This window comes from Halocella sp. SP3-1 (assembly GCF_003953885.1).
Taxonomy (GTDB): Bacteria; Bacillota; Halanaerobiia; order Halanaerobiales; family DTU029; genus Iocasia; species Iocasia fonsfrigidae.
In genome coordinates this window covers 1,895,085-1,914,696 of the sequence record NZ_CP032760.1, presented here as the reverse complement: position 1 = coordinate 1,914,696, position 19,612 = coordinate 1,895,085, and the positions used below count along the sequence as shown (strand labels likewise).

Genomic DNA, 19,612 nt, shown 5'->3' with positions numbered 1-19,612 from the left:
TTTTCATCCTTCTGATGGTGCTACAACAGTAACATGGATGTCTTGTCAGCTTTTGTAGGGGGTTTTTCTTCATAAAAAAAACCTCCATTTATCTTTAGAAAAAATAAATGGAGGTTTTTCAATAATTCGAAACAGTATATACCAACGTTAAAAGGTCTTAAAGAAAAAAATATAATTGAAGTTGACTTTATAAAATGTAAGCAAGATGGGAGCTTAAACCCCTAATAAACAAATATATAAAAGAAAATACCAAATTAATTGCCGTTACTTATGCTTCAAATATAATGTTTTAAAAATATTGAATAAATTATAAACACAAACAAACCCCTTGGCAATCAACTAGGGGTCTTTAAATATAATAGTATTTATCGATAATAATTAAGACAGTTTAACAAATTTTTTGATTATATGATTTTTCTTTAGTGCTCTCTAGTATTGAAAATATTCTCACTTAAGCGTCTTGCATAATTGATTGTTGCCATCCAAAAACTCCGCAACGAATTTAGTATCAGCTAATTACGGGCTGTTTTAAACTCCCTACGGTCAAACAAAAAAACAGCCTCTTTCGTAATTAGCTTTACTAAATTCTGCAACCTTAAACTGTCCTCGTATGATTTGTTTGAATAGGTAGTGCCCTAGGTGCTCCGTTTTAATTAGCTGGTCAACAATTCAATTATGCAAAAGATCTATTATAAAGCACTTGACTTAGATAACTTCCTAGTTTCCACAAATTTTACAAATATTTTTATATTCAATTTTATTTTAACTTCTCCTATCTCCTTAAAGTAGCAATTAATCTTTTTGGATATAAAAGTAAGTTTAAACCATCTATAATATCATTTATAACTAAATTTGAATTTATGAGGCTTTCTGTGGCAGAACCTTCAACCCCTATAACTAATATTCCTAATTCAGCATTTTTTAACATCTCTACATCATTTGCTCCATTACCAAAAGCTATTGTTTTTTCTTGACCAATTTTCTCTATAAACTCTTTCTTAAACTCAATTCCTGTACTATTATCATCAATAATTACAATATTTACAGGACTATCAATAAATTCATCTCTAACTGTACCAAATGTATCAGCAGTTAATATGTATATATCTAAGTTTTTACTCAAATGAGCAAGTTTTTCTTTTACTTGTTTTAGTACTTTTCCATCACAGGCAATTGTCCCATTATAATCTAGAACAAGATTGGATATAGCATATTTTTTTCTACCTGGTATATCAAATTGAAGCAAATATATCACCCCTGTCGTGTTATACTGTTATTAAGAATTTCTCCTTAGTAATCTTGCCATAGCCTGTCACAACTATTTTAGCAATTTCAGGCTCAATAATCATATTTTTGGGGAGCAGTTTTCTAAAACTTCTCTACCTATCTGCTTAAGACTCCAACCAGTTGGCAGAATAATTTTATCTACAATCTCTCCATTAAATAAAACTGCCTTGGTAACTACAGAACCAATGGACAAATTCCTAGTGAATACATTTTAACTATCTCCCTTTAATTCTTTTCAGTAAACTTTATTTTTTAATTATTATATACCGTTCTTTCCCGGCTTTGACAAAATTGATATTTTTGTATTTTAGCATCTTTAAAACCACTTAATAATACTGGTGGCTCTACTCCTTTTTTAGTTGGCACTCTTGGACAATAATCTCTTAAAATAATAAAGCATCCTCTTTAGCAAAAATAAAACTATCTAATCCTCAAGTCCAATTTTTTTAGCCTGTAAAATACCCTTTTCTAAAATCAATATTACTACAAGAAGAATAATCAGCAGTATGTACGTGAATATCAATTATCATTTACTTATCAACTCTTTCACTAATTCTATCCCATCCTATAATAGCCGCACCTAAAGCCCCTGCCAACTGAGAATATTCAGACCTATAAATATCTTTACCTAAACATACACTCAACTCTTTACTTATTCTTTTACTATTGGCCAATCCACCAGTAAATAAAATTTTATCATTAATCTCTATCTTTCCTAATAGGGAAGTTATCCTGGTTGCAATAGAATGTATAATTCCCAAAGCAATTGACTCCTTTGCAGCTCCTTTAGCTAATAAACTAACCACCTCAGATTCAGCAAAAACAGTACACATACTATTAATTTTTTCTGCTTTAGCACCTTTAGTAATCTTATCTATATCACCAATATCTGCTCCTAAAGAATTAATCGTTACTTCTAAAAATTTTCCGGTTCCTGCTGCACATTTATCATTCATTATGAAATCTACTACATTCCCACTACTATCTAGACTTACCGCCTTACTATCTTGACCACCAATGTCAATAATAGTCCTTACCTCATTATTTAAAAAATAAGCTCCTTTAGCATGACAGGTTATCTCAGTAACTACCTTATCCGCAAAATCTATAGATATTCTACCATAACCTGTAACTACTGCCTGTTTAACATCTTCTCTTTTAAGATTATTATTAACCAATAACTGTTCAAAAGCTTGCTTGCCTGCCAGCTTAGGACTCCAACCTGTAGACATTATAACCCTATCTACTACTTCTCCATTAAATAAAATGGCTTTTGTTCCTACAGAACCTATATCAATTCCTATAGAATACATTTGCCAATTCCTCCTACTTTTTTAATCAATATTTAACTCTCATATTATCTTTACGTTAAAAAATCTATTATATCATTTCTATAATACTCTTAAACGTGTTGCTAATTACCATATATTGCTCTGCGAATAATCAGTACTCCTAACTAAATATCAAAATTAAATTCAGAACTAGTCTTATACAAAAAGGATAGGATACTACAGCATAATTTAACCGTATAACCCAGCTATATACTCTTTGGTTCTTATATCTTGAGGAGCTGTGAAAATTTTATCTGTTTCTGCAAATTCTACTAATTCCCCATTTAATATAAAAGCAGTATAATTTGCTATTCTTTGAGCTTGAGCTAAATTATGGGTTGCTATTAAAATAGTATACTCATTAGAAATCTCCAATAGCATCCTTTCTATATTTTCTATATTTTTCACATCAAGAGATGAACATGGCTCATCAAGCAATAATATTTCTGGCTCTACAGTTAAAGCCCTAGCTATACAAAGACGTTGTTGTTGCCCCCCTGAAAGTTTAGTGGCTACCATATTTAAATTATCTTTAATTTCATTATATATCCCAGCCATCCTAAGTTTATCCTCTACTATTTTATCTAGGTCATTTTTATCTTTAACTCCATAATAAATAGGAGCATATATCAAATTCTTATAAACAGAAAATGGAAATGCAGTAGGATGTTGAAATACCATTCCTATCTTCTCCCTAATTTCTTCTCGTCCCATTGTGTTTATATTTTTATCTTTAAATAGTATTTCTCCTGTTCCTCTAAAACTATTTTCTTCATTAACTAATAGATTTAATGACTTAAGAAAAGTTGACTTTCCACATCCAGATGGACCAATGATAGCAGTTATTTTATTTCTTTCTATTTTCATATTAATATTTTTAAGCACCTGCTTATCACCAAAATAAACATCTAAATCTTTAATAGTAAGTATAGATTTCAATCTTATTCCACCCTTCTAAAGACATCTATAAAAATTACAATAATATTTAGTAAAATCAATAAAAAAAGCAAGACACAAGCTGTCTCATAGGCTTTATCAATTGAAATACCTTCCCCAATTAAAATATAAAGATGATAGGGCAATGCCATAGCAGGAGATAAGATATCCTTGGGAACAGGGGCATTTACTACCCCACCTGTAAATATTATAGGGGCTGCTGCTCCCATAGCCAATCCTGCTGCTAAAGCTATTGTTCCTAGCATATCACTTAAACAGATTGGAAGAATTAATTTTAAAAAAGTATATGATTTTGACATCCCCAAAGCATAAGAACTATTAATTATTCCTTCATCAACTTCATCAATGATTTTTTCTATTCTAACTTCAATAAAAGGAAAAATCATTATTCCTAAAGTCAATCCTCCAGCCAATAAAGAAATCCCTAACTTCAAATAAACTACTAAAAAAGTATAGCCAAAAAGACCTAAAATAATTGATGGAATTCCTGCAATAGATTGAACAACAACGTGTACTAAAGTAGAAATCTTTTCATTGTTACAGTAAAATTTAATATAAACTGCTACAGCAATTGCGATAAATGAAGCAAAACAAGATGCAATTAAAGTAAAATAAAAACTACCAACTATGGCAGGAAATACCCCTCCTTTCATTCCTAACGGCATTCCTTTAGGTCTATCAAAAATAAAATTAAAACTTATTGAAGACAATCCTTTTGAAAAAATAAAAGATATTATAAATAATACTAAACCAATTACAATCAATCCACTCAATATAATCCATAACTTTATTCCTAAATGCTTATTATTTTTCACAACTAAATCCTCTTTCTAATCCAATAAAAGATGAGATTTATAATAAACAATACTATCATAAGTAAGAAACCGGCTCCAAAAAGAGCATGATAATGCAAACTATCAACTTGAGCCCCACCCATTTCTAATGCAATAAGGGAAGGAATAGTTTGAGCCCTACTAAACAGTTTAGGCAAAATCGGGCTATTACCAGTAACCATCATTACAGCCATAGTTTCTCCCATTGCCCGTCCTAAAGCTAATATTAGTCCCGCTATAATACTCTCTTTTGCAGTAGGTAAAATAAGATACCGAATCATATACCATTTAGAAACTCCTAATGCTTGAGATGATTGCTTATATTTCTTTTGAATTTTAAGCATAGATTCTGTACAAATAGAAATTATATAAGGTAAAATCATTATTGAAAGCAAAATTCCTCCTGCTAAAATAGATTCACCTGATGGAAGTGAAAAACAAGACTCAAAAAATCTTACTAAAACTACAAAACCAATCAATCCATAAATCACAGATGGAATACCTGCTAAAATATCAATTAAAGGATTTATAATTTTTCTATACTCTCTGTTTATTACACTAGATAAGAAAAAAGCAGCCCCTACCCCAATTGGTAAAGCAATTATTATTGCAATTATAGAGACATATATAGTTGCTAACAACATAGGTAAGATAGCTATCTCAGGATGACTCCCAATAGGATTCCAGTTTGTACCTAATACAAATTTAAAAAATGAAACTTCTTTAAATATAACAATACTTTCTTTAGTTATAAATAAAATTATAAAAAATAGCATCATTATCGAAAAAAAAGTAATTGCTTTTATGATAAAAGAAAATATCCCCTCTAAATTCATTAAAATTCACTTCCTGAAACTAAAATATTATAAGAAGAGAGGGCATTTAATCCCTCTACATTCTATTTTGCAGGTATAAAGCCCATCTTTTCAATTATATTAGCACTTTCACTAGAAAGTAATACCTCTAAAAATGCCTGTTCTGCAGAAGGAATTTCTCCACCTTTTATAACTAATAGTGGCCTAGAAATTTTATAATCTCCACTTATTATATTTTCTTTAGTTGGAGCTACTCCATCAATACTTAAAGGAATAATTTTACCTTCATTACGATTTACGACTCCAACAGATGCATAACCTATAGCATATTCATTTTCCATAATCTTATTAACTAAAGCTCCCATTGATGGTGCTTGAATAGCAGAACTTTTCACTTGTAAATCTCCCATAACCTTCTTTTGAAATACTTTATGAGCTCCACCACCTAAATCTCTAGTAACTACGATTATCTCTTTATGTGGAAGATTATCATTAATTTGATTCCAATATTTATACTGACCAGCAAAAATCTTTCTTATCTCTTCTGTTGTTAAATTATGTTTAACTCTATTTTTAGGATTTATTGCTACAGTAAGTGCATCTACACCTAATTTAAATTCCTTGTAACCATCTATATTATTCTGCTCACTAGAAGATGTATTTCTAGAAACCATTCCAAAATTAGTTGTACCATCTGTAACTGCTTTTATCCCCGCTCCTGAACCTCCTGCTGCCACAAATATTTGGATTTCTTTTTTAGGAAACTGTTTATCAACTTTATCCCAAGTTTGATTTTCTTCCATAAATGAACTTGATATTTTAGATATTACTGGAGCTAATGTGGAAGAGCCCTTAAAATTAATCTCTGATTTAAATTCATTATCTCCTTTAGAAAACCAATCAAAAAATCCTGCCATTTTTACTGTACTTACTACCAATACCATAACTAAAACTACTAGTACTACTATTAAATTCTTTCTTTTCATTATAAATACCTCCATATACTATCACCTTACTATCCTGTCCTCCAATATCAATAATAGTCCCTTGGTACTTACAGATTCTATATTAATCCCTATAGAATACATCTTATTCTTCCATTTAACTAAATCAACTCTAAACTTCAAATAATATTTCTTTTATTTATAAAATATTAATAATTTTTTCTTTAGATTTTTTAAGATTATCTTCATCAATTGCGGTTAAGGAAATTTCAATTTGCGATTCCTTTAAACTTAAGATTATCTCTTCAATAAATACTCCTCTCGCTTGTATCATTTCCCAAGTAGTTATTTTTTCTTTATTTACAGAAGCTTCCAAAAGTTCTCCTCCCCAGTTACCAGAGCAAGTTTTATTGACTCCACAACTAGGACTTCCATCTATCCCAATCAAACCTAAAATTTGATAATTAGAAGCTAAATAACCCTTTATCTGTTGTAAATAAGGTTCAAATATTTGTCGACAATGTTTTCTAAAATAAGGGGTATCAAATTGTTCTCTAACATGTCCCCACCTCTTAATACCATACATTGTTAATTCAGGACAGGGGAGTTGAATAATTCCTATACCTCGTTCCACTAATAAATTAACAATTTCTGATAAGGCTCCTCTATATTGAGATAGTCCCTCTACTTTAGAATTACAATTTAATATACAATGTGCTACTAATACTATCTTTTTATTTCTCTTCATTATTAAATCCCTTTCTTCACTGTAGAAAACCTATCTGTAATTTGATTGGACAATCTATGTAATAAAAATGTTACAAACATACAACTAGCAATTTTATCAATAAAATTACTTGTTATTCTAGAAATAAAGCAGCCTGGAAAATATTTTGACCAGATTTTAACAGCCATGCATAAAGAAAATCAATTCCACCTCCAGTTAAACCCCCAAATACCCAAACTGCAATTGGAGTTCCTATCAAAGGAGCTACTACAGACAAAATCAAGCCGGTTATTAGAGCTGTTAGATAACTAAAATTATATTTCCGCGAAATCAAGCCAACAATAATACCAATTGCAATATTAACAATTGCAAACGGAATGGTTTTTGGATTAGTAATCATTCCCTGAATAGTATTAGTTAAACCACCAGTCATTGCTCCATACACCGGTCCTAAAACAACAGCTACAAAAATAGTCCCTATCGTATCTAAAAATAAAAATGGGATTTTAAAAGTAGATACAGCCGTCCCAAAAACAATATTAATCACAATTCCCAAAGAAGCAAAAATTATTGCGAATGTTTTCCTATTCATTGAAAACTCCTCCTATTATATTAAACATTATCAAACTAATTTTTCCTTAATAGCTTTTTTATCAAAAATTCTCTATATTCAATTTAAATTTTTAGTTAATCCTCCATTAACTTCTTTTTCTTTAAGCCAATTACAGTGAAAAAAGCCTACATATTTAATAAGCACAAATACAACTAAAATAATTGCTAAGACTTCTACTATCTGAGCGGGATATTGAAGTAAAGAACTATTAATCTTTTCATTCCAAAATTTTGTAATCAATTTCAATCCTATAGCAGTTATTACAAAAGGAAAGGTAAAAGCGGAAAAACTAGGATAAAATCCCACTTTAATCATTTTTGGAAGGTAAATTATAACCCCTGTTACCATTATAAAAGTTAATAATGTGAGACAGTTAAGCAATAATAAATTTTTCTCTGGAAAAACACTTAAATATCCAGCCAAACAGAGGCCTGCTGGAGCTGCAAAGATTGAAATAGTAGGTAAGGCCGAATTTTCGATCTCTTTAATCCAGAAAACTCGATAAATAACCACTGGAAGTAGCATCATATAAGCAATAAATCCAACCCAAAAAATTACCTGACCCAACAGAAGATGATTAAAAGCAGGAGCAGTAACACTGGCAACTACTATACCTACATAAACTATAAAATAGCTGGCGAACACTCTTCTAATATTAAAATTCAAAATAAATCGGATAGAAAATAAAACAGCCCATAGTCCATGTAGAATAATTCCACAGTACCAGCTATATAAAGCCATTGGGTAAGAAAACCCAATAATGTAACTAGCTAAAATCATAATCCCCATAAAAAAAGTGGGAGCTACACTTGCGGCTATAGGATTTTCCAGTTCCTTAATAATAGTTTTACCGTCAACAAAAAGCCTTCCAACTAATAGCAAGGCTATTAACATAGATAAGATTCCAGCCAAATAACGATATTGACTACCGTAAGAACCAATTAAATTACCTAAACCAGCCAATCCCAGCATCAAACCAGCTATTGGAATAGGAACCTGTTCCATGATTTTCCGCATTTTAACCATCTCCTATATCATTTTTAGTCTACTTTATTTCTCCATCATCAATGAATCTCTTCATAACCCAGGCTGCTACCTTACCAGTTATTTCTATACAATGACTGGCTCGTTCCGGACTACTAAAATCAGCAAAATCTTTAGTAAGTACCCGGCAACAGGTAGACCCATACTCCTCTTTTATATAACCATGTAAATCAGCACTAGCTGGAAAACAATTTTCTGGCATAGGAGCCCCTGGTTTAGTTCGACCGTATTTAAGTCCTAAAGCCATAACTCCACCACTAACCGCTCCACATAAACACTTAGATTTTCCGATTCCAATTGGAAAACCAGAAGCTAATTTAACTATTTCAGGTGAAACCTCTTCTCCTAATAATTCATTAACTGTAGTTAATACCGATTCTGAACAGAAAAAATTTCCCTTTCTAAAATAATCTTCCGCCTTTTTTCTTGCTTCTTTAATTAATTTCTCTTGTTTTAAATTCATTATTATTCCCCTCCTAAATATAATAAATTTTAATACAGATAATAAATTTTACTTATATTTATCCCATAAAAATACTTAATACCCTTAAATCATTTCTAAAAAAGCTTGAATTCGTGTATTTAACTGGCCTGTATCACTATCGCTAAAATCACTTTCAATCTGTATAACTGGAATATTCTCTCCTTTTAATGCTTTAGAAATCTTCTTATATTCCAGATTATAAGTCTGACAGAACTGTAAATTATAATAAATAACCCCATCAACATTGTACTCTTTAGCCAATCTCAATATATCATCTACCCTTGCTTCATTAGGAGTAAAGCAAGCACAGTTAATATTCATACCCCGTTCAGCTAAATTATCTATCTGTTCTTCTAAAGTCTTTCCTCCCTCAGGTACTTTAGCTTCAAAATAACGGGTTCCAGTACATGTCTCTTCACAAACAACAACTCCACCATTTTGCTCAATTAAACCATGGATCTTCCAACTAGGTAAAGGCATTGGAGTTCCAGCAATTAAAATTCTAGCTGCTCCTTTTTCAGATATCCCTTCTCCTGCTTCAACCCTTATTTCTAGCTCTTCACAAAGAGCACTTGTTTTCTCAATGAATCTAGCTGGGTCATCAAAAAAGGCCAGTTGAGTAATTAATAAAGCGTCCCTTCCACTAATTGGAGCCGGATCTGCTTTCCTAGTATTATATAACCTTTGTAAAACATCACGCTTTTTATTAATTAGCTTAATAGCCTTTGCTAATTTTTCTGCTTTAATCTCTCTACCACTGTTTTCTTCGATATACTCTTTAAGCCGATTAATTTCCGATTCCCATAATTGGCGAGCAGTTTTCAATTTTGTTTGGGGTAATTCCATCACATAAGTAGGTATATATTTATCCAAAATTTCCCAAACCTTTTTCTTACCATCACAAGTTGTTTCTCCTACTACAAAATCTGATACTTCAAAATAAGGACAAATTTTATCCATTTTAAAGCCAAGAGAAGACTTAATTAAAGGACATAAATCACTACCCGGCAGTTCCCTTTCTGCTGTTGGTACCGGAAATTGGGACCCTGCACAGAGCCCTATACTGGCTCCTCCTGCAGCAGCAACTAATTCTTCAGGGACAAAAACGCAAAATGATGAAATAACTGGATTTCCTTTTTTCTTTTCTTCTACTAGTTCTTTAACTCTAATTCCATGAATATCCCCTACAACAAAATCATAGTACTCCATAGCCACTGGTCGGTTCTCCTGACTAACAAACAAATCTTCATATAAACCTGGTAAAGGCTCCAAAAACTGATCATGTTTCTCTAAATTTAAACCTAACTTTTCCCACATTTGATAATGTTTTTTCATCAGTACTCCTCCTCAATAATATATTAAACAATTTAATTCCCGTAAGTAATATTCTTTAGTGCCGCTACTAACTCAGGTAATTCATTATCTTGAATGGTTCTAAGATCAAAAAGAAGGGCATTACTATATATTCGTGTAAAGATAGGCGGGGTATTAAGCCTTAACTTCTCTGCTATCTTTTCAGCTCCTGTATTATTATGAGAAAGCTCTACAACATAAGTGGGTAATTTTTCCAGCGGAAAAGCACCGCCACCTATCTGGGAACTATCTTTACGAATAGCAAGATTAAAGTCTGAAGAAATAACTTCTCTAATATTTTGCATTAAGGTAGCCGCTTTCTCCTTTAATTCATCTTCAGGAATATTTAACATTCTTAAAGTTGGAATTTCCTGATAAGCCCTTTTTGAATTTCTATACTCTTTAAGAGTAGCTTCTAAAGCTGCTAAAGTAAATTTATCAACACGTACAACCCGATTAAGAGGATGTCTTTTCATTTTATCAAGATATTTTTTATTGCCAACTATAATTCCAGCTTGAGGACCACCTAACATCTTATCACCACTAAAGGTAACTACATCTGCACCCTGCCCAATACTATCTTGAACAGTTGGTTCATAACTTAATCCCCATAAAGTAGAATCAACTAAAATTCCACTACCTAAATCCTCAACTACTGGTAGTTCATATTTGGCTCCCAGTTTACTTAAATCTTCCAGTTCTACTTCTTTAGTAAAACCCATTACCCGATAATTACTGGTATGGACTTTCAAAAGCAAACCCGTCTCTTCAGTAATTGCTCTTTCATAATCCTTTAAATAGACTTTATTAGTACTTCCTACCTCAACTAATTTAGCTCCACTTTGTTCCATAACTTCAGGAATCCTAAAAGAACCCCCTATTTCCACCAATTGACCTCGGGCAATAACAACCTCTTTATCAGCAGCTAGAGCACTTAAAGCTAATAGGACTGCTGCAGCATTATTGTTAACTACTAAAGCATCCTCTGCACCGGTTAATTCGGTCAATATATCTCTTACATGGCTATAGCGAGAACCCCGTTTACCGCTCTCTCTATCAATCTCTAAAGTAGAATAATGGCTGCTAATCCTTTGGACTGCTTTTTGAGCTGATTTAGATAGCAATGATCGTCCTAAATTAGTATGAATTATAACACCAGTCGCATTAATTACAGGCATCAAACTTGAACTGCTTTTATTAATCAAGAATTGCTTAACCTGTTTTAGTAACTGTTCAATCTCAATTTCTATTTCTTCATTTTGTAATTTTTCTAAATCTGCCTCTAAGATTCTCTCTCGTAAATTATCTATCACTTCTCGAATTCCAGCTACCACTAATTCATGGGAATACCTATCAACTAATTCATTTACTAACTCAGTAGCCAGTAAGTCATTAACTGCTGGAATCTTTCTTAAATACTCTTGCTTTTCCTTCATTCTTAATTACACCTTCTTTAAGCTCTAATCTTATTATCCTCTTCTCTAAATCCTTTTTAATCACTTGATAATAACCTGCTAACTCAATATTAGCTTTATCAAGTAATAATTTAAAATCTAAAATATCTTCTTTAAATCTAATGGCTATTCCACAGTCAGCACTAATCTCAGGGGGAACGGGTACCATCATAATCCTGTACCCCTCCCCTTTTAAAACATCCTCAGCCTGTAAAGCATGGTGAGTAGAATCAAAAACTAATAATTTATATTCATCAATAACTTCCATTTATTTGCCGCTCCCCATTAAGAAATCACTCTAATCCCGGAACCTGTTTCTGTTACCTCTCCAACTACAGCAGCTTCACTAACCCCCAGAGAATATAGTTCAATTAGTAAATCGGCTGCTTTATCTTCAGCAACTGAAATTAATAATCCTCCTGAAGTCTGAGGATCAAAAAGTACATCACTTAAGGCAGCTGGTATATCTGATGCTAATACAACATTATCTGCTAAAAATTGCTGATTAGTATAAGCTCCTGCAGGAACTAAACCCATCTCAGCATATTCTAATACTTCAGGGAAAATAGGTACTTCATCAGCAAAGATTCTTATTTTGACATTGCTCCCCTGGGCCATCTCCCAGGCATGTCCTAAAAAACCGAATCCAGTAATATCTGTACAGGAGTTTACACCAATTTTCTGCATTGCTGGAACAGGTTTATTATTCAAAGTAGCCATGGCCTTAACCGCTACATTACCCTTACCACCACTGATCAACCGACCCTTGATGGCAGTAGACATAATCCCCATTCCCAGTGGTTTAGTTAAAATCAACTTATCCCCAACCTTAGCTTGAGAATTAGTTAATAAATGTTCAGGTTTAACAACCCCTGTTACAGATAAACCATACTTAGGTTCATCATCCTGAACTGTATGACCTCCTGCTATAATTGCTCCTGCCTCTGTTACCTTATCAGCTCCCCCCTGCAAAATCTCACTTAAAATAGTACTATCTAAACAGGAAGGAAAACCTACAATATTCATTGCCAAAATAGGCGTTCCGCCCATAGCATAGATATCACTTAAAGAATTGGTAGCAGCAATCTGCCCAAAAAGATAAGGATCATCAACTATTGGTGTGAAGAAATCTACCGACTGTACTATTACCTTATCTTCGCTAAATTGATAAGCAATTGCATCATCTCCCTTATCTAAACCAACCAATAGCTTATCATCATTAGCCTTAAAATTTACTTTTCGCAAAACTTGCGATAAGTCCTGAGGACCCATTTTGGCTGCTCAGCCAGAAGTTTTACTGTATTGAGTCAATTTAATCTTATCAGTCATTTACTTCACCTCCTAAACACTGACCACATCTCCCTGATTTAGACTTTCTAGAATCTCATACATATTACTAATACTACCGACTTCTAACTTATCTTCAAGGCCATAATAATTCAAACAGGTTCCACAGGACAAAATCGTAACACCTGCTTCTTCTAAACTCTGCAAATGTTCCCTGGCCTCCTCATTCACTGTTGGAACTTTAACCCCAGAATTAATAAAGATAATTTTATCTGGCAAAGGATCCATTTCAATTAAGGTACTGATAAAACCTTTTATTAATAGTTCACCAAGTTCATCTTTACCTTTGCCTAATTTGTCTGAACTAATAAAATAGACCTTACCATTTCCTTCCCCTTCCTCTTTTACATTAGCAGCCGTCTTTTCGATAGTAAGTCTATATTCATTACCTTCTTCAAGCAGATTAACTTTACAATTTAATTTCTGCGCTAGCTTTATAACATTATTTTTTACAACTTCACTATCAATTAAAACCAATAATTTATCATCTTCTTTTAAAGCCTTCTTGGTTTCAATTACAGGTTTAGGACATGCTAATCCTCGCACATCAATCTCTTTCATTCTTTAACACTCCTTCTTTGAATATTTTATCTGCTAAACCTCTTCTATAATTTCTTTTAAACTATTTAAAATAATATCTACCTCTTCCATGGTATTAAAACAAGAAAAACTAACCCTAACCATTCCCTGTTTATCAGTTCCCAGGGCTTGATGTAATAAAGGAGCACAATGTAATCCGGCCCGAACTAAAATATTAAACCTGTTCTCTAATATATAAGCCAGTTCTGCTGAAGCCATACCTTGAATATTAAATCCTACAACTGGTGCTCTCGATTCAATATCCAATTTACCATATATTATAATCCTATCTAAAGCTTTTAACCCATCTAACAACCTTTCAGTCAACTTTAGTTCATCTTCTTTGATTCTCTCACAACCAGTATCAGCAATATAATCTACCCCTGCTCCTAAACCTACAATCCCTGCAATATTGGGAGTACCAGCTTCATATTTATCAGGCAAAACATCCGGCTGATAAGTAGCTAATGAATTGGTACCAGTTCCCCCTTCTTTAATAGTATTAAGTTCAACACCTTCCCCAATATATAAAACCCCTATCCCAGCAGGGCCATACAAAGATTTGTGGCCAGCTAAAGCGAGTAAATCTATCCCCATCTCTTTTATATCAAGCTCAAATAGACCTGCCGTTTGAGCTGCATCAACTAAATAAGTAATCCCTCTTTTTTTGGCCAGTTGGCCGATCTCTTTAATATCAAGCACTGTTCCTATAACATTAGAAGCATGAGTGGTCACTATTAAACGAGTATTATCCTTGATTCTACTCTCCAACTCATTGATATCTATTTTACCCTCTTTATTAATCTTGAGCAAGCTTAGCTCAATTCCTTCATCTCTTTCCAGTTTCTTCAGGGGACGCAAAACAGAATTATGTTCAAGCGCTGTAGTAATCACATGATCCCCTCGCTCTAACAAACCCTTTATCCCCATATTTAAAGATTCTGTCGAGCCAGATGTGAAGATAACCCTGGAATAATCAGAAGTATTAATTAAATCTCCAACCTTTTTTCTAACTTCAAAGATCTTTCTCTCCACAGCAGAAACTCCTAAACTACCTGCTCTTCCAGGGTTTAATCCAGATTTTCTTGAAAAATCATCCATCTGATGATAAACCCTTTCTGGTTTAGGCCAGGTTGTAGCAGCATTATTAACATATATCATAATTTCTTACCCCTTTTTATTGGTGTGAAAATAAACTCTTCATTCTCACTACATTATTCCTCCCATAAGTAAGTATTTATTTCACGAACTCATATTAGCTATTATAACACATTTCAAAAAAGATATAAAGCAATTTTATAAATCATATTAATTTTTCTAATATTTACTCTAGTACAAAGTGACCTAACAGCCCTCTAAACTTAATCAACAATAATTTTTACCCATCTAAGTAAAACTTTATTATTCAAGATTATAGACCCTTTCTGGTTTATAATTACATGCAATTATATTCCTTGGATTATTAATACTATATATTTTATACCCAAATACAAAAAATAATCCTCTCAAAAACCAGGTCATTTGCTTTTTTTAGGCCTGATTAAAGCCTTTTGATGGTAGCCAATTAAATCCTGTCGGCCTGTTAATTCTAAAGCCTTATAAACCAACTGATAATTCCGGGGATAATGATACTGAAGTAATGCCCGCTGCATCTTTCTCTCCTCCCTGGATCTGGGAACATAAACACTTTTCATTGTTCTGGGGTCATATCCAGTATAAAACATAGTTGTAGAGAGTGTGCCAGGGGTTGGGTAGAAATCCTGTACCTGTTCAGGATGATGGTTAATATCTCTTAAGTATTCTGCCAGTTCAACAGCAGATTCCAGGGTACTGCCAGGATGGCTTGATATAAGATATGGAATTAGATACTGTTCTTTACCAATCTCCTTATTAATCCTATAAAACTTTTTACGAAAACCCTCAAAAACTGCATTAGCTGGTTTTCCCATCAATTCTAGAACATCACTGGCAATATGCTCAGGTGCTACCTTCAGCAGACCACTAATATGGTGTTGGCATAATTCCTTGAAAAAACTATCATCACCATCAGCCATAATATAATCAAACCTTAGGCCAGACCTGATGAAAACTTTCTTTACCCCTTCTAAACTCCGTAGAGTACGCAAGATATCAAGATATTCACTATGGTCTATCTCCATATTCTGACACGGCGAAGGAAATAAACACTGACGATTTATACAAGAACCCTTAGTCAATTGACGGCTGCAGGCCGGGTTTCTAAAATTTGCAGTTGGGCCACCGACATCATGAATATATCCCTTAAAATTGCTATCAGCTATAATTTTCCGGGCTTCATTAATGATGGACTCCTTACTCCGACTAACTACTGCCCTACCCTGATGAAAGGACAGGGCACAGAAGGAACAGGAACCAAAACATCCCCTTGAGTTCGTAATACTATACTTTACCTCGTTAATAGCTGGCACCCCACCCTGTTTTTCATAAATCGGGTGATAATTACGCTGATAAGGCAAGGAATAAATCAGGTCCATCATCTCCCTGTCCAGGGGCTTAACCGGGGGATTTTGCACCAGATATCGAGTATCATAACTCTGTACCAGAATATTCCCCCTGATAGGATCCTGCTCATCATACTGTTTCTTAAAAGAACGGGCATATTTTTCTTTACTATTCACAACCTCCTGAAAGGAATCTATCTCCTGATAACCGTATAATTCATCAAGATCATCTATAATATAGGCTGTACCTGGTATATGCCTGATATAGTTTATATCCAGACCACTGTCTAAATTCTCAGCTATCTCCAGAACCTGTCTTTCCCCCATACCATAAACTAATAAATCAGCCCTGCTGTCAAATAAGATAGAGCGCCTCACCTTATTATCCCAGTAATCATAATGGGCAAACCGGCGCAGACTGGCCTCAATCCCTCCAATTATAAGCGGGGTCTCTTTAAAAACCTCTTTTAGCCTATTACAATAGACTATTGTTGCCCTATCAGGCCGCCTCCCACTCCTGCCTCCCGGAGAATAGGCATCATCCCTTCTTCTTTTTTTATTTACTGTATAATGATTAACCATTGAATCCATATTACCAGCTGTTACCAGAAAAGCCAGACGGGGAGTACCAAGTTTCTTAAAATCATTAGTACTCCTCCAGTCCGGCTGTGGAATAATCCCCACTTTAAAACCAGCATCTTCCAGCAAACGGGCAATAATCGCTGTACCAAAAGAAGGGTGATCTATATAAGCATCACCAGAAATAATAATAAAATCAAGCCCCTCCCAGCCCCTCTGTTCCATATCCTTTTTATCTATTACCATAAAATGCTCTCTATTCAAATCCATCACCTGTTGTTTATTTTATATTGTTTATTATAACAATATTAGCTAATTATTACATCTAAAATTTTAAAAAGTCTTCTTTACTTTACTCAAAGTTAACTATTTATTATAAACAGGACAAAAACATTTCTATAACCTACAAAATTATTTCAAGTTGCTAAAAAAAGACAAAGCCTAATTCTAGACTATGTCTTAAAATAATATTTACTCAATACATTTTATATTATTTCTTAAATAATGGTAGGTCCTGTAGATAGATTACCTCACCATCATAATTATCCCCTTCCTTTAGCACTGCTGCCCTGCCGACAACCTCCGCCTCGGCCATGTCCATTAATTTTTCCAGAGACTTAAAAGTACCCCCAGTTGATACTACATCATCAAGTAGTACAACCTTCTTCCCCCTGATTTTTTCTGCATCCAGACCATTTAATACCAACTGCTGTTTCTCCCTTGTTGTTATTGAAGCAACATCCAGTACTACCGGATTTTCAGCATAGGCCTTAACCTGTTTCCGACAGATTATATAACTATTATGCCCCAGAAAAGTCCCCATGGCATGAAGTAGTGGTATTACTTTAGCCTCAGGCCCTACCAGGTAATCAAACTTAAGTCCAGCTAACTTTGTCGCCAGGGCACCAGCACAAAAGTTAACCAGTGTAACATCACCCAGCATAACAAAAGAAGCAATCCAGAGCTCATCATTAAGCTGTACTATCGGTAATTTGCGGTGAAAACCACTTATCTCCAGGTCATAATATTTCTGACCTTCATACTTTAACTCCATTTACATCACACCTGTTAATTGAAATAAAAATCTTAATACTACACCAGACATCATACCAACAAAGGGATCAAAACGCGCAGTTGAAACTATAACAACCCCTAATACAGCTGCCATAGATGAATTTAAAGCAACATTTTGAAAAGCCAGCTGAGCATTAGTTGGCAGGGTTACTATCGCACCAAGAACCAATAAGAAACCAGCTATCGAAGAACTGGGAACATAGCGCCCAATTTTAGGTAAAAGTTTTGCAAATAGTATCACCGCAAAGATACCCATCATTAAAATCCCTGCCAGAACTGGATGTGGGGCATCAGCTGTAGCAGAGATAATACTCTCAACTGGTGAACCACCAAATAATGAGGAAGCCATATCAGAGACTGATGAATAAATTGCTAAATGATCAATATTCACACTTCTTCCGGCTATCTGACCTGTTAATTTACCAAAAGAAATATTTGCACCAATATTCAAAGTAATTAAGGCCAGAGCACCCCTGACAACCCTGGGATTAGTCCAGAATTTCCAGACAAGGGGTTGAATCTTAAGCCTTTCGTTTTTTTCATTATGTTCTACAGGTTCAAAACTGGTGAATTGCGCAACAATACAACTGATTAAAACTGACCAGACAATGGTATGTACCAAACTGGCAGATATAATCCAGACAATCAATGCCACAACTACTGAAGTAGCACCAATTGTTTTCTCCTTAAGCCCCATATCAATAGCTACATAAGCCAACATAATTCCTACCCCTGCCATCATGGCATTGGTAATCTCTGGACCTACTAAAGCCACTATTTTTTCCAACAAACCAAAAATACCTATCAAAGCCATACCCAGTCCACCAAAGAAAATAGCTGATAAGACCTCTCTTTTCTTTTTACTCAATCTACCTGCAAGTGTTATTGTTTCTGCCTGAAAGGATATTACTGCAACACTCTGAAAAAAACCTGCCCCAATCATCCCAACAACAAAAGCAAGTGCAGTTGGTAAAGCCGCAAACCCAAAACTCAAAGCCAGTAAACCCTGGGGAATCCCATTTAAGACAACCCCTAAAGCCGCCAACAAATCCTGAAATGACATATTAACTACCTCTCCTTTGCTCACTTTGTGTCGTAATTTGTTATATTTTATATATTAATTTCTTCTACATATACTATATATTCCCTTCAAGAAGAATAAAAATAACAATATTCAGTATATAATTTATTTCCCATCTTTCACAGCTGGTAACATCAACCTGGCCTTTGTCATATTATAAAAAGATAAAGGGGGAAAACTTAATGGGAAACTATCCAAAAGAAAATAATTTTAAAACAAATCAGAGGGATAGAGATAGAGATCGTTATCGAGACCCTGGATGTCCACGGTATCCTGATTATCCTGGATACCCTGATGATCCTAATCCAGGTCAGGGGCGACATATCCATTCATATAGAGGTAGAACTTCTTATGACGAAAATCACAGCCATAATTACCGGGGAACAAGTAGTCAAGCTATTTATAATGGTAATGGAACCCATTATCATGAATATCAAACTATCACAACAACTAATAGAGGGCATTCCCATCAAATTACTGGTAGAACCGGTCCGGCAATCAGGACACGTTCCGGGCATATTCATGAAATGGGCGGAGAAACAAGTATTAATGTAGGACATCAACATCAATATAGTACTGAAACCTCCCGCCCCATCCCTGATTAGTAAACTTGTTAAAACACCCCTATCA

The 19,612-nt window shown here is 33.9% G+C and carries 21 protein-coding genes; 1 reads left to right on the top strand and 20 read right to left on the bottom strand.

The window, feature by feature from the left end; genetic code table 11:
- Positions 1–772: 772 nt before the first annotated feature.
- From D7D81_RS09050 to D7D81_RS08960, 20 genes are all read right to left on the bottom strand, one after another.
- Positions 773–1,246, bottom strand: a complete 474-nt coding sequence (locus tag D7D81_RS09050) for an HAD family hydrolase (RefSeq protein WP_125989301.1) — start codon at positions 1,244–1,246, stop codon at positions 773–775.
- Positions 1,247–1,345: 99 nt separating this feature from the next.
- A complete protein-coding gene (locus D7D81_RS20125; RefSeq protein WP_286170369.1) occupies positions 1,346–1,480 on the bottom strand; it encodes a hypothetical protein in 135 nt (44 codons plus the stop codon).
- Between the two features lie 337 nt (positions 1,481–1,817).
- Positions 1,818–2,600: an acyl-CoA dehydratase activase gene (locus D7D81_RS09045; protein WP_125989299.1), complete on the bottom strand. Its 783-nt coding sequence runs from the start codon at positions 2,598–2,600 to the stop codon at positions 1,818–1,820.
- A 207-nt stretch (positions 2,601–2,807) separates the two neighbouring features.
- Complete coding sequence (locus tag D7D81_RS09040) at positions 2,808–3,557, bottom strand: phosphate ABC transporter ATP-binding protein (protein ID WP_286170368.1); 750 nt, start codon at positions 3,555–3,557, stop codon at positions 2,808–2,810.
- Positions 3,558–3,559: 2 nt separating this feature from the next.
- Entirely contained in the window at positions 3,560–4,390 is an 831-nt protein-coding gene (locus tag D7D81_RS09035) for a PstA family ABC transporter permease (RefSeq protein WP_125989297.1), read from the bottom strand.
- Positions 4,391–4,392: 2 nt separating this feature from the next.
- Positions 4,393–5,244, bottom strand: a complete 852-nt coding sequence (pstC, locus tag D7D81_RS09030; RefSeq protein ID WP_125989295.1) for a phosphate ABC transporter permease subunit PstC — start codon at positions 5,242–5,244, stop codon at positions 4,393–4,395.
- 62 nt (positions 5,245–5,306) lie between these two features.
- Positions 5,307–6,209 carry a phosphate ABC transporter substrate-binding protein gene (locus tag D7D81_RS09025; protein ID WP_125989293.1) on the bottom strand — a complete coding sequence of 301 codons (903 nt, stop codon included), beginning with the start codon at positions 6,207–6,209 and terminating at the stop codon, positions 5,307–5,309.
- Positions 6,210–6,366: 157 nt separating this feature from the next.
- Entirely contained in the window at positions 6,367–6,915 is a 549-nt protein-coding gene (locus D7D81_RS09020; protein WP_125989291.1) for a CD3072 family TudS-related putative desulfidase, read from the bottom strand.
- Positions 6,916–7,027: 112 nt separating this feature from the next.
- The gene (locus tag D7D81_RS09015; protein ID WP_205739399.1) at positions 7,028–7,486 is read right to left on the bottom strand and encodes a CD3073 family putative ECF transporter S component; all 459 of its coding nucleotides are present in this window, start codon (positions 7,484–7,486) and stop codon (positions 7,028–7,030) included.
- A 78-nt stretch (positions 7,487–7,564) separates the two neighbouring features.
- Positions 7,565–8,524, bottom strand: a complete 960-nt coding sequence (locus D7D81_RS09010; RefSeq protein WP_125989289.1) for a TDT family transporter — start codon at positions 8,522–8,524, stop codon at positions 7,565–7,567.
- Between the two features lie 28 nt (positions 8,525–8,552).
- The gene (locus tag D7D81_RS09005) at positions 8,553–9,014 is read right to left on the bottom strand and encodes a C-GCAxxG-C-C family protein (protein WP_125989287.1); all 462 of its coding nucleotides are present in this window, start codon (positions 9,012–9,014) and stop codon (positions 8,553–8,555) included.
- Positions 9,015–9,098: 84 nt separating this feature from the next.
- Entirely contained in the window at positions 9,099–10,370 is a 1,272-nt protein-coding gene (locus D7D81_RS09000; RefSeq protein WP_125989285.1) for a double-cubane-cluster-containing anaerobic reductase, read from the bottom strand.
- Between the two features lie 32 nt (positions 10,371–10,402).
- The gene (gene selA, locus D7D81_RS08995; protein WP_125989283.1) at positions 10,403–11,824 is read right to left on the bottom strand and encodes an L-seryl-tRNA(Sec) selenium transferase; all 1,422 of its coding nucleotides are present in this window, start codon (positions 11,822–11,824) and stop codon (positions 10,403–10,405) included.
- Complete coding sequence (locus D7D81_RS08990; RefSeq protein ID WP_125989281.1) at positions 11,781–12,110, bottom strand: putative Se/S carrier protein; 330 nt, start codon at positions 12,108–12,110, stop codon at positions 11,781–11,783. Before D7D81_RS08990 ends, selA begins: the two co-directional genes overlap by 44 nt.
- A 17-nt stretch (positions 12,111–12,127) precedes the next feature.
- Positions 12,128–13,171: a selenide, water dikinase SelD gene (gene selD / locus D7D81_RS08985; protein ID WP_125989279.1), complete on the bottom strand. Its 1,044-nt coding sequence runs from the start codon at positions 13,169–13,171 to the stop codon at positions 12,128–12,130.
- Positions 13,172–13,183: 12 nt separating this feature from the next.
- Positions 13,184–13,750, bottom strand: coding sequence for a sulfurtransferase-like selenium metabolism protein YedF (gene yedF / locus D7D81_RS08980; RefSeq protein WP_125989277.1), 567 nt, complete (start codon positions 13,748–13,750; stop codon positions 13,184–13,186).
- A 33-nt stretch (positions 13,751–13,783) separates the two neighbouring features.
- A complete protein-coding gene (locus D7D81_RS08975; RefSeq protein ID WP_125989275.1) occupies positions 13,784–14,929 on the bottom strand; it encodes an aminotransferase class V-fold PLP-dependent enzyme in 1,146 nt (381 codons plus the stop codon).
- A gap of 356 nt (positions 14,930–15,285) precedes the next feature.
- Positions 15,286–17,091: a YgiQ family radical SAM protein gene (locus D7D81_RS08970; RefSeq protein WP_164522367.1), complete on the bottom strand. Its 1,806-nt coding sequence runs from the start codon at positions 17,089–17,091 to the stop codon at positions 15,286–15,288.
- Positions 17,092–17,317: 226 nt separating this feature from the next.
- Positions 17,318–17,881 (bottom strand): phosphoribosyltransferase family protein, encoded by a 564-nt coding sequence (locus D7D81_RS08965; protein ID WP_125989271.1) that lies wholly within the window; start codon positions 17,879–17,881, stop codon positions 17,318–17,320.
- Positions 17,882–18,964, bottom strand: a complete 1,083-nt coding sequence (locus D7D81_RS08960; RefSeq protein WP_125989269.1) for an NCS2 family permease — start codon at positions 18,962–18,964, stop codon at positions 17,882–17,884.
- 200 nt (positions 18,965–19,164) lie between these two features.
- On the opposite strand from D7D81_RS08960, the gene D7D81_RS08955 reads away from it, so the two are divergent.
- Positions 19,165–19,587, top strand: a complete 423-nt coding sequence (locus tag D7D81_RS08955; RefSeq protein ID WP_125989267.1) for a YmaF family protein — start codon at positions 19,165–19,167, stop codon at positions 19,585–19,587.
- The last annotated feature ends 25 nt before the right edge of the window (positions 19,588–19,612 follow it).

What these genes read in the sequence shown, in the direction of transcription:
- D7D81_RS09045 (WP_125989299.1), bottom strand. Translation starts at nt 2,600, where the DNA reads ATGTATTCTATAGGAATTGATATAGGTTCTGTAGGAACAAAAGCCATT.
- pstC (WP_125989295.1), bottom strand. Translation starts at nt 5,244, where the DNA reads ATGAATTTAGAGGGGATATTTTCTTTTATCATAAAAGCAATTACTTTT.
- D7D81_RS09025 (WP_125989293.1), bottom strand. Translation starts at nt 6,209, where the DNA reads ATGAAAAGAAAGAATTTAATAGTAGTACTAGTAGTTTTAGTTATGGTA.
- D7D81_RS09020 (WP_125989291.1), bottom strand. Translation starts at nt 6,915, where the DNA reads ATGAAGAGAAATAAAAAGATAGTATTAGTAGCACATTGTATATTAAAT.
- D7D81_RS09015 (WP_205739399.1), bottom strand. Translation starts at nt 7,486, where the DNA reads ATGAATAGGAAAACATTCGCAATAATTTTTGCTTCTTTGGGAATTGTG.
- D7D81_RS09010 (WP_125989289.1), bottom strand. Translation starts at nt 8,524, where the DNA reads ATGCGGAAAATCATGGAACAGGTTCCTATTCCAATAGCTGGTTTGATG.
- D7D81_RS09005 (WP_125989287.1), bottom strand. Translation starts at nt 9,014, where the DNA reads ATGAATTTAAAACAAGAGAAATTAATTAAAGAAGCAAGAAAAAAGGCG.
- D7D81_RS09000 (WP_125989285.1), bottom strand. Translation starts at nt 10,370, where the DNA reads ATGAAAAAACATTATCAAATGTGGGAAAAGTTAGGTTTAAATTTAGAG.
- selA (WP_125989283.1), bottom strand. Translation starts at nt 11,824, where the DNA reads ATGAAGGAAAAGCAAGAGTATTTAAGAAAGATTCCAGCAGTTAATGAC.
- D7D81_RS08990 (WP_125989281.1), bottom strand. Translation starts at nt 12,110, where the DNA reads ATGGAAGTTATTGATGAATATAAATTATTAGTTTTTGATTCTACTCAC.
- yedF (WP_125989277.1), bottom strand. Translation starts at nt 13,750, where the DNA reads ATGAAAGAGATTGATGTGCGAGGATTAGCATGTCCTAAACCTGTAATT.
- D7D81_RS08975 (WP_125989275.1), bottom strand. Translation starts at nt 14,929, where the DNA reads ATGATATATGTTAATAATGCTGCTACAACCTGGCCTAAACCAGAAAGG.
- D7D81_RS08965 (WP_125989271.1), bottom strand. Translation starts at nt 17,881, where the DNA reads ATGGAGTTAAAGTATGAAGGTCAGAAATATTATGACCTGGAGATAAGT.
- D7D81_RS08960 (WP_125989269.1), bottom strand. Translation starts at nt 18,964, where the DNA reads ATGTCATTTCAGGATTTGTTGGCGGCTTTAGGGGTTGTCTTAAATGGG.
- D7D81_RS08955 (WP_125989267.1), top strand. Translation starts at nt 19,165, where the DNA reads ATGGGAAACTATCCAAAAGAAAATAATTTTAAAACAAATCAGAGGGAT.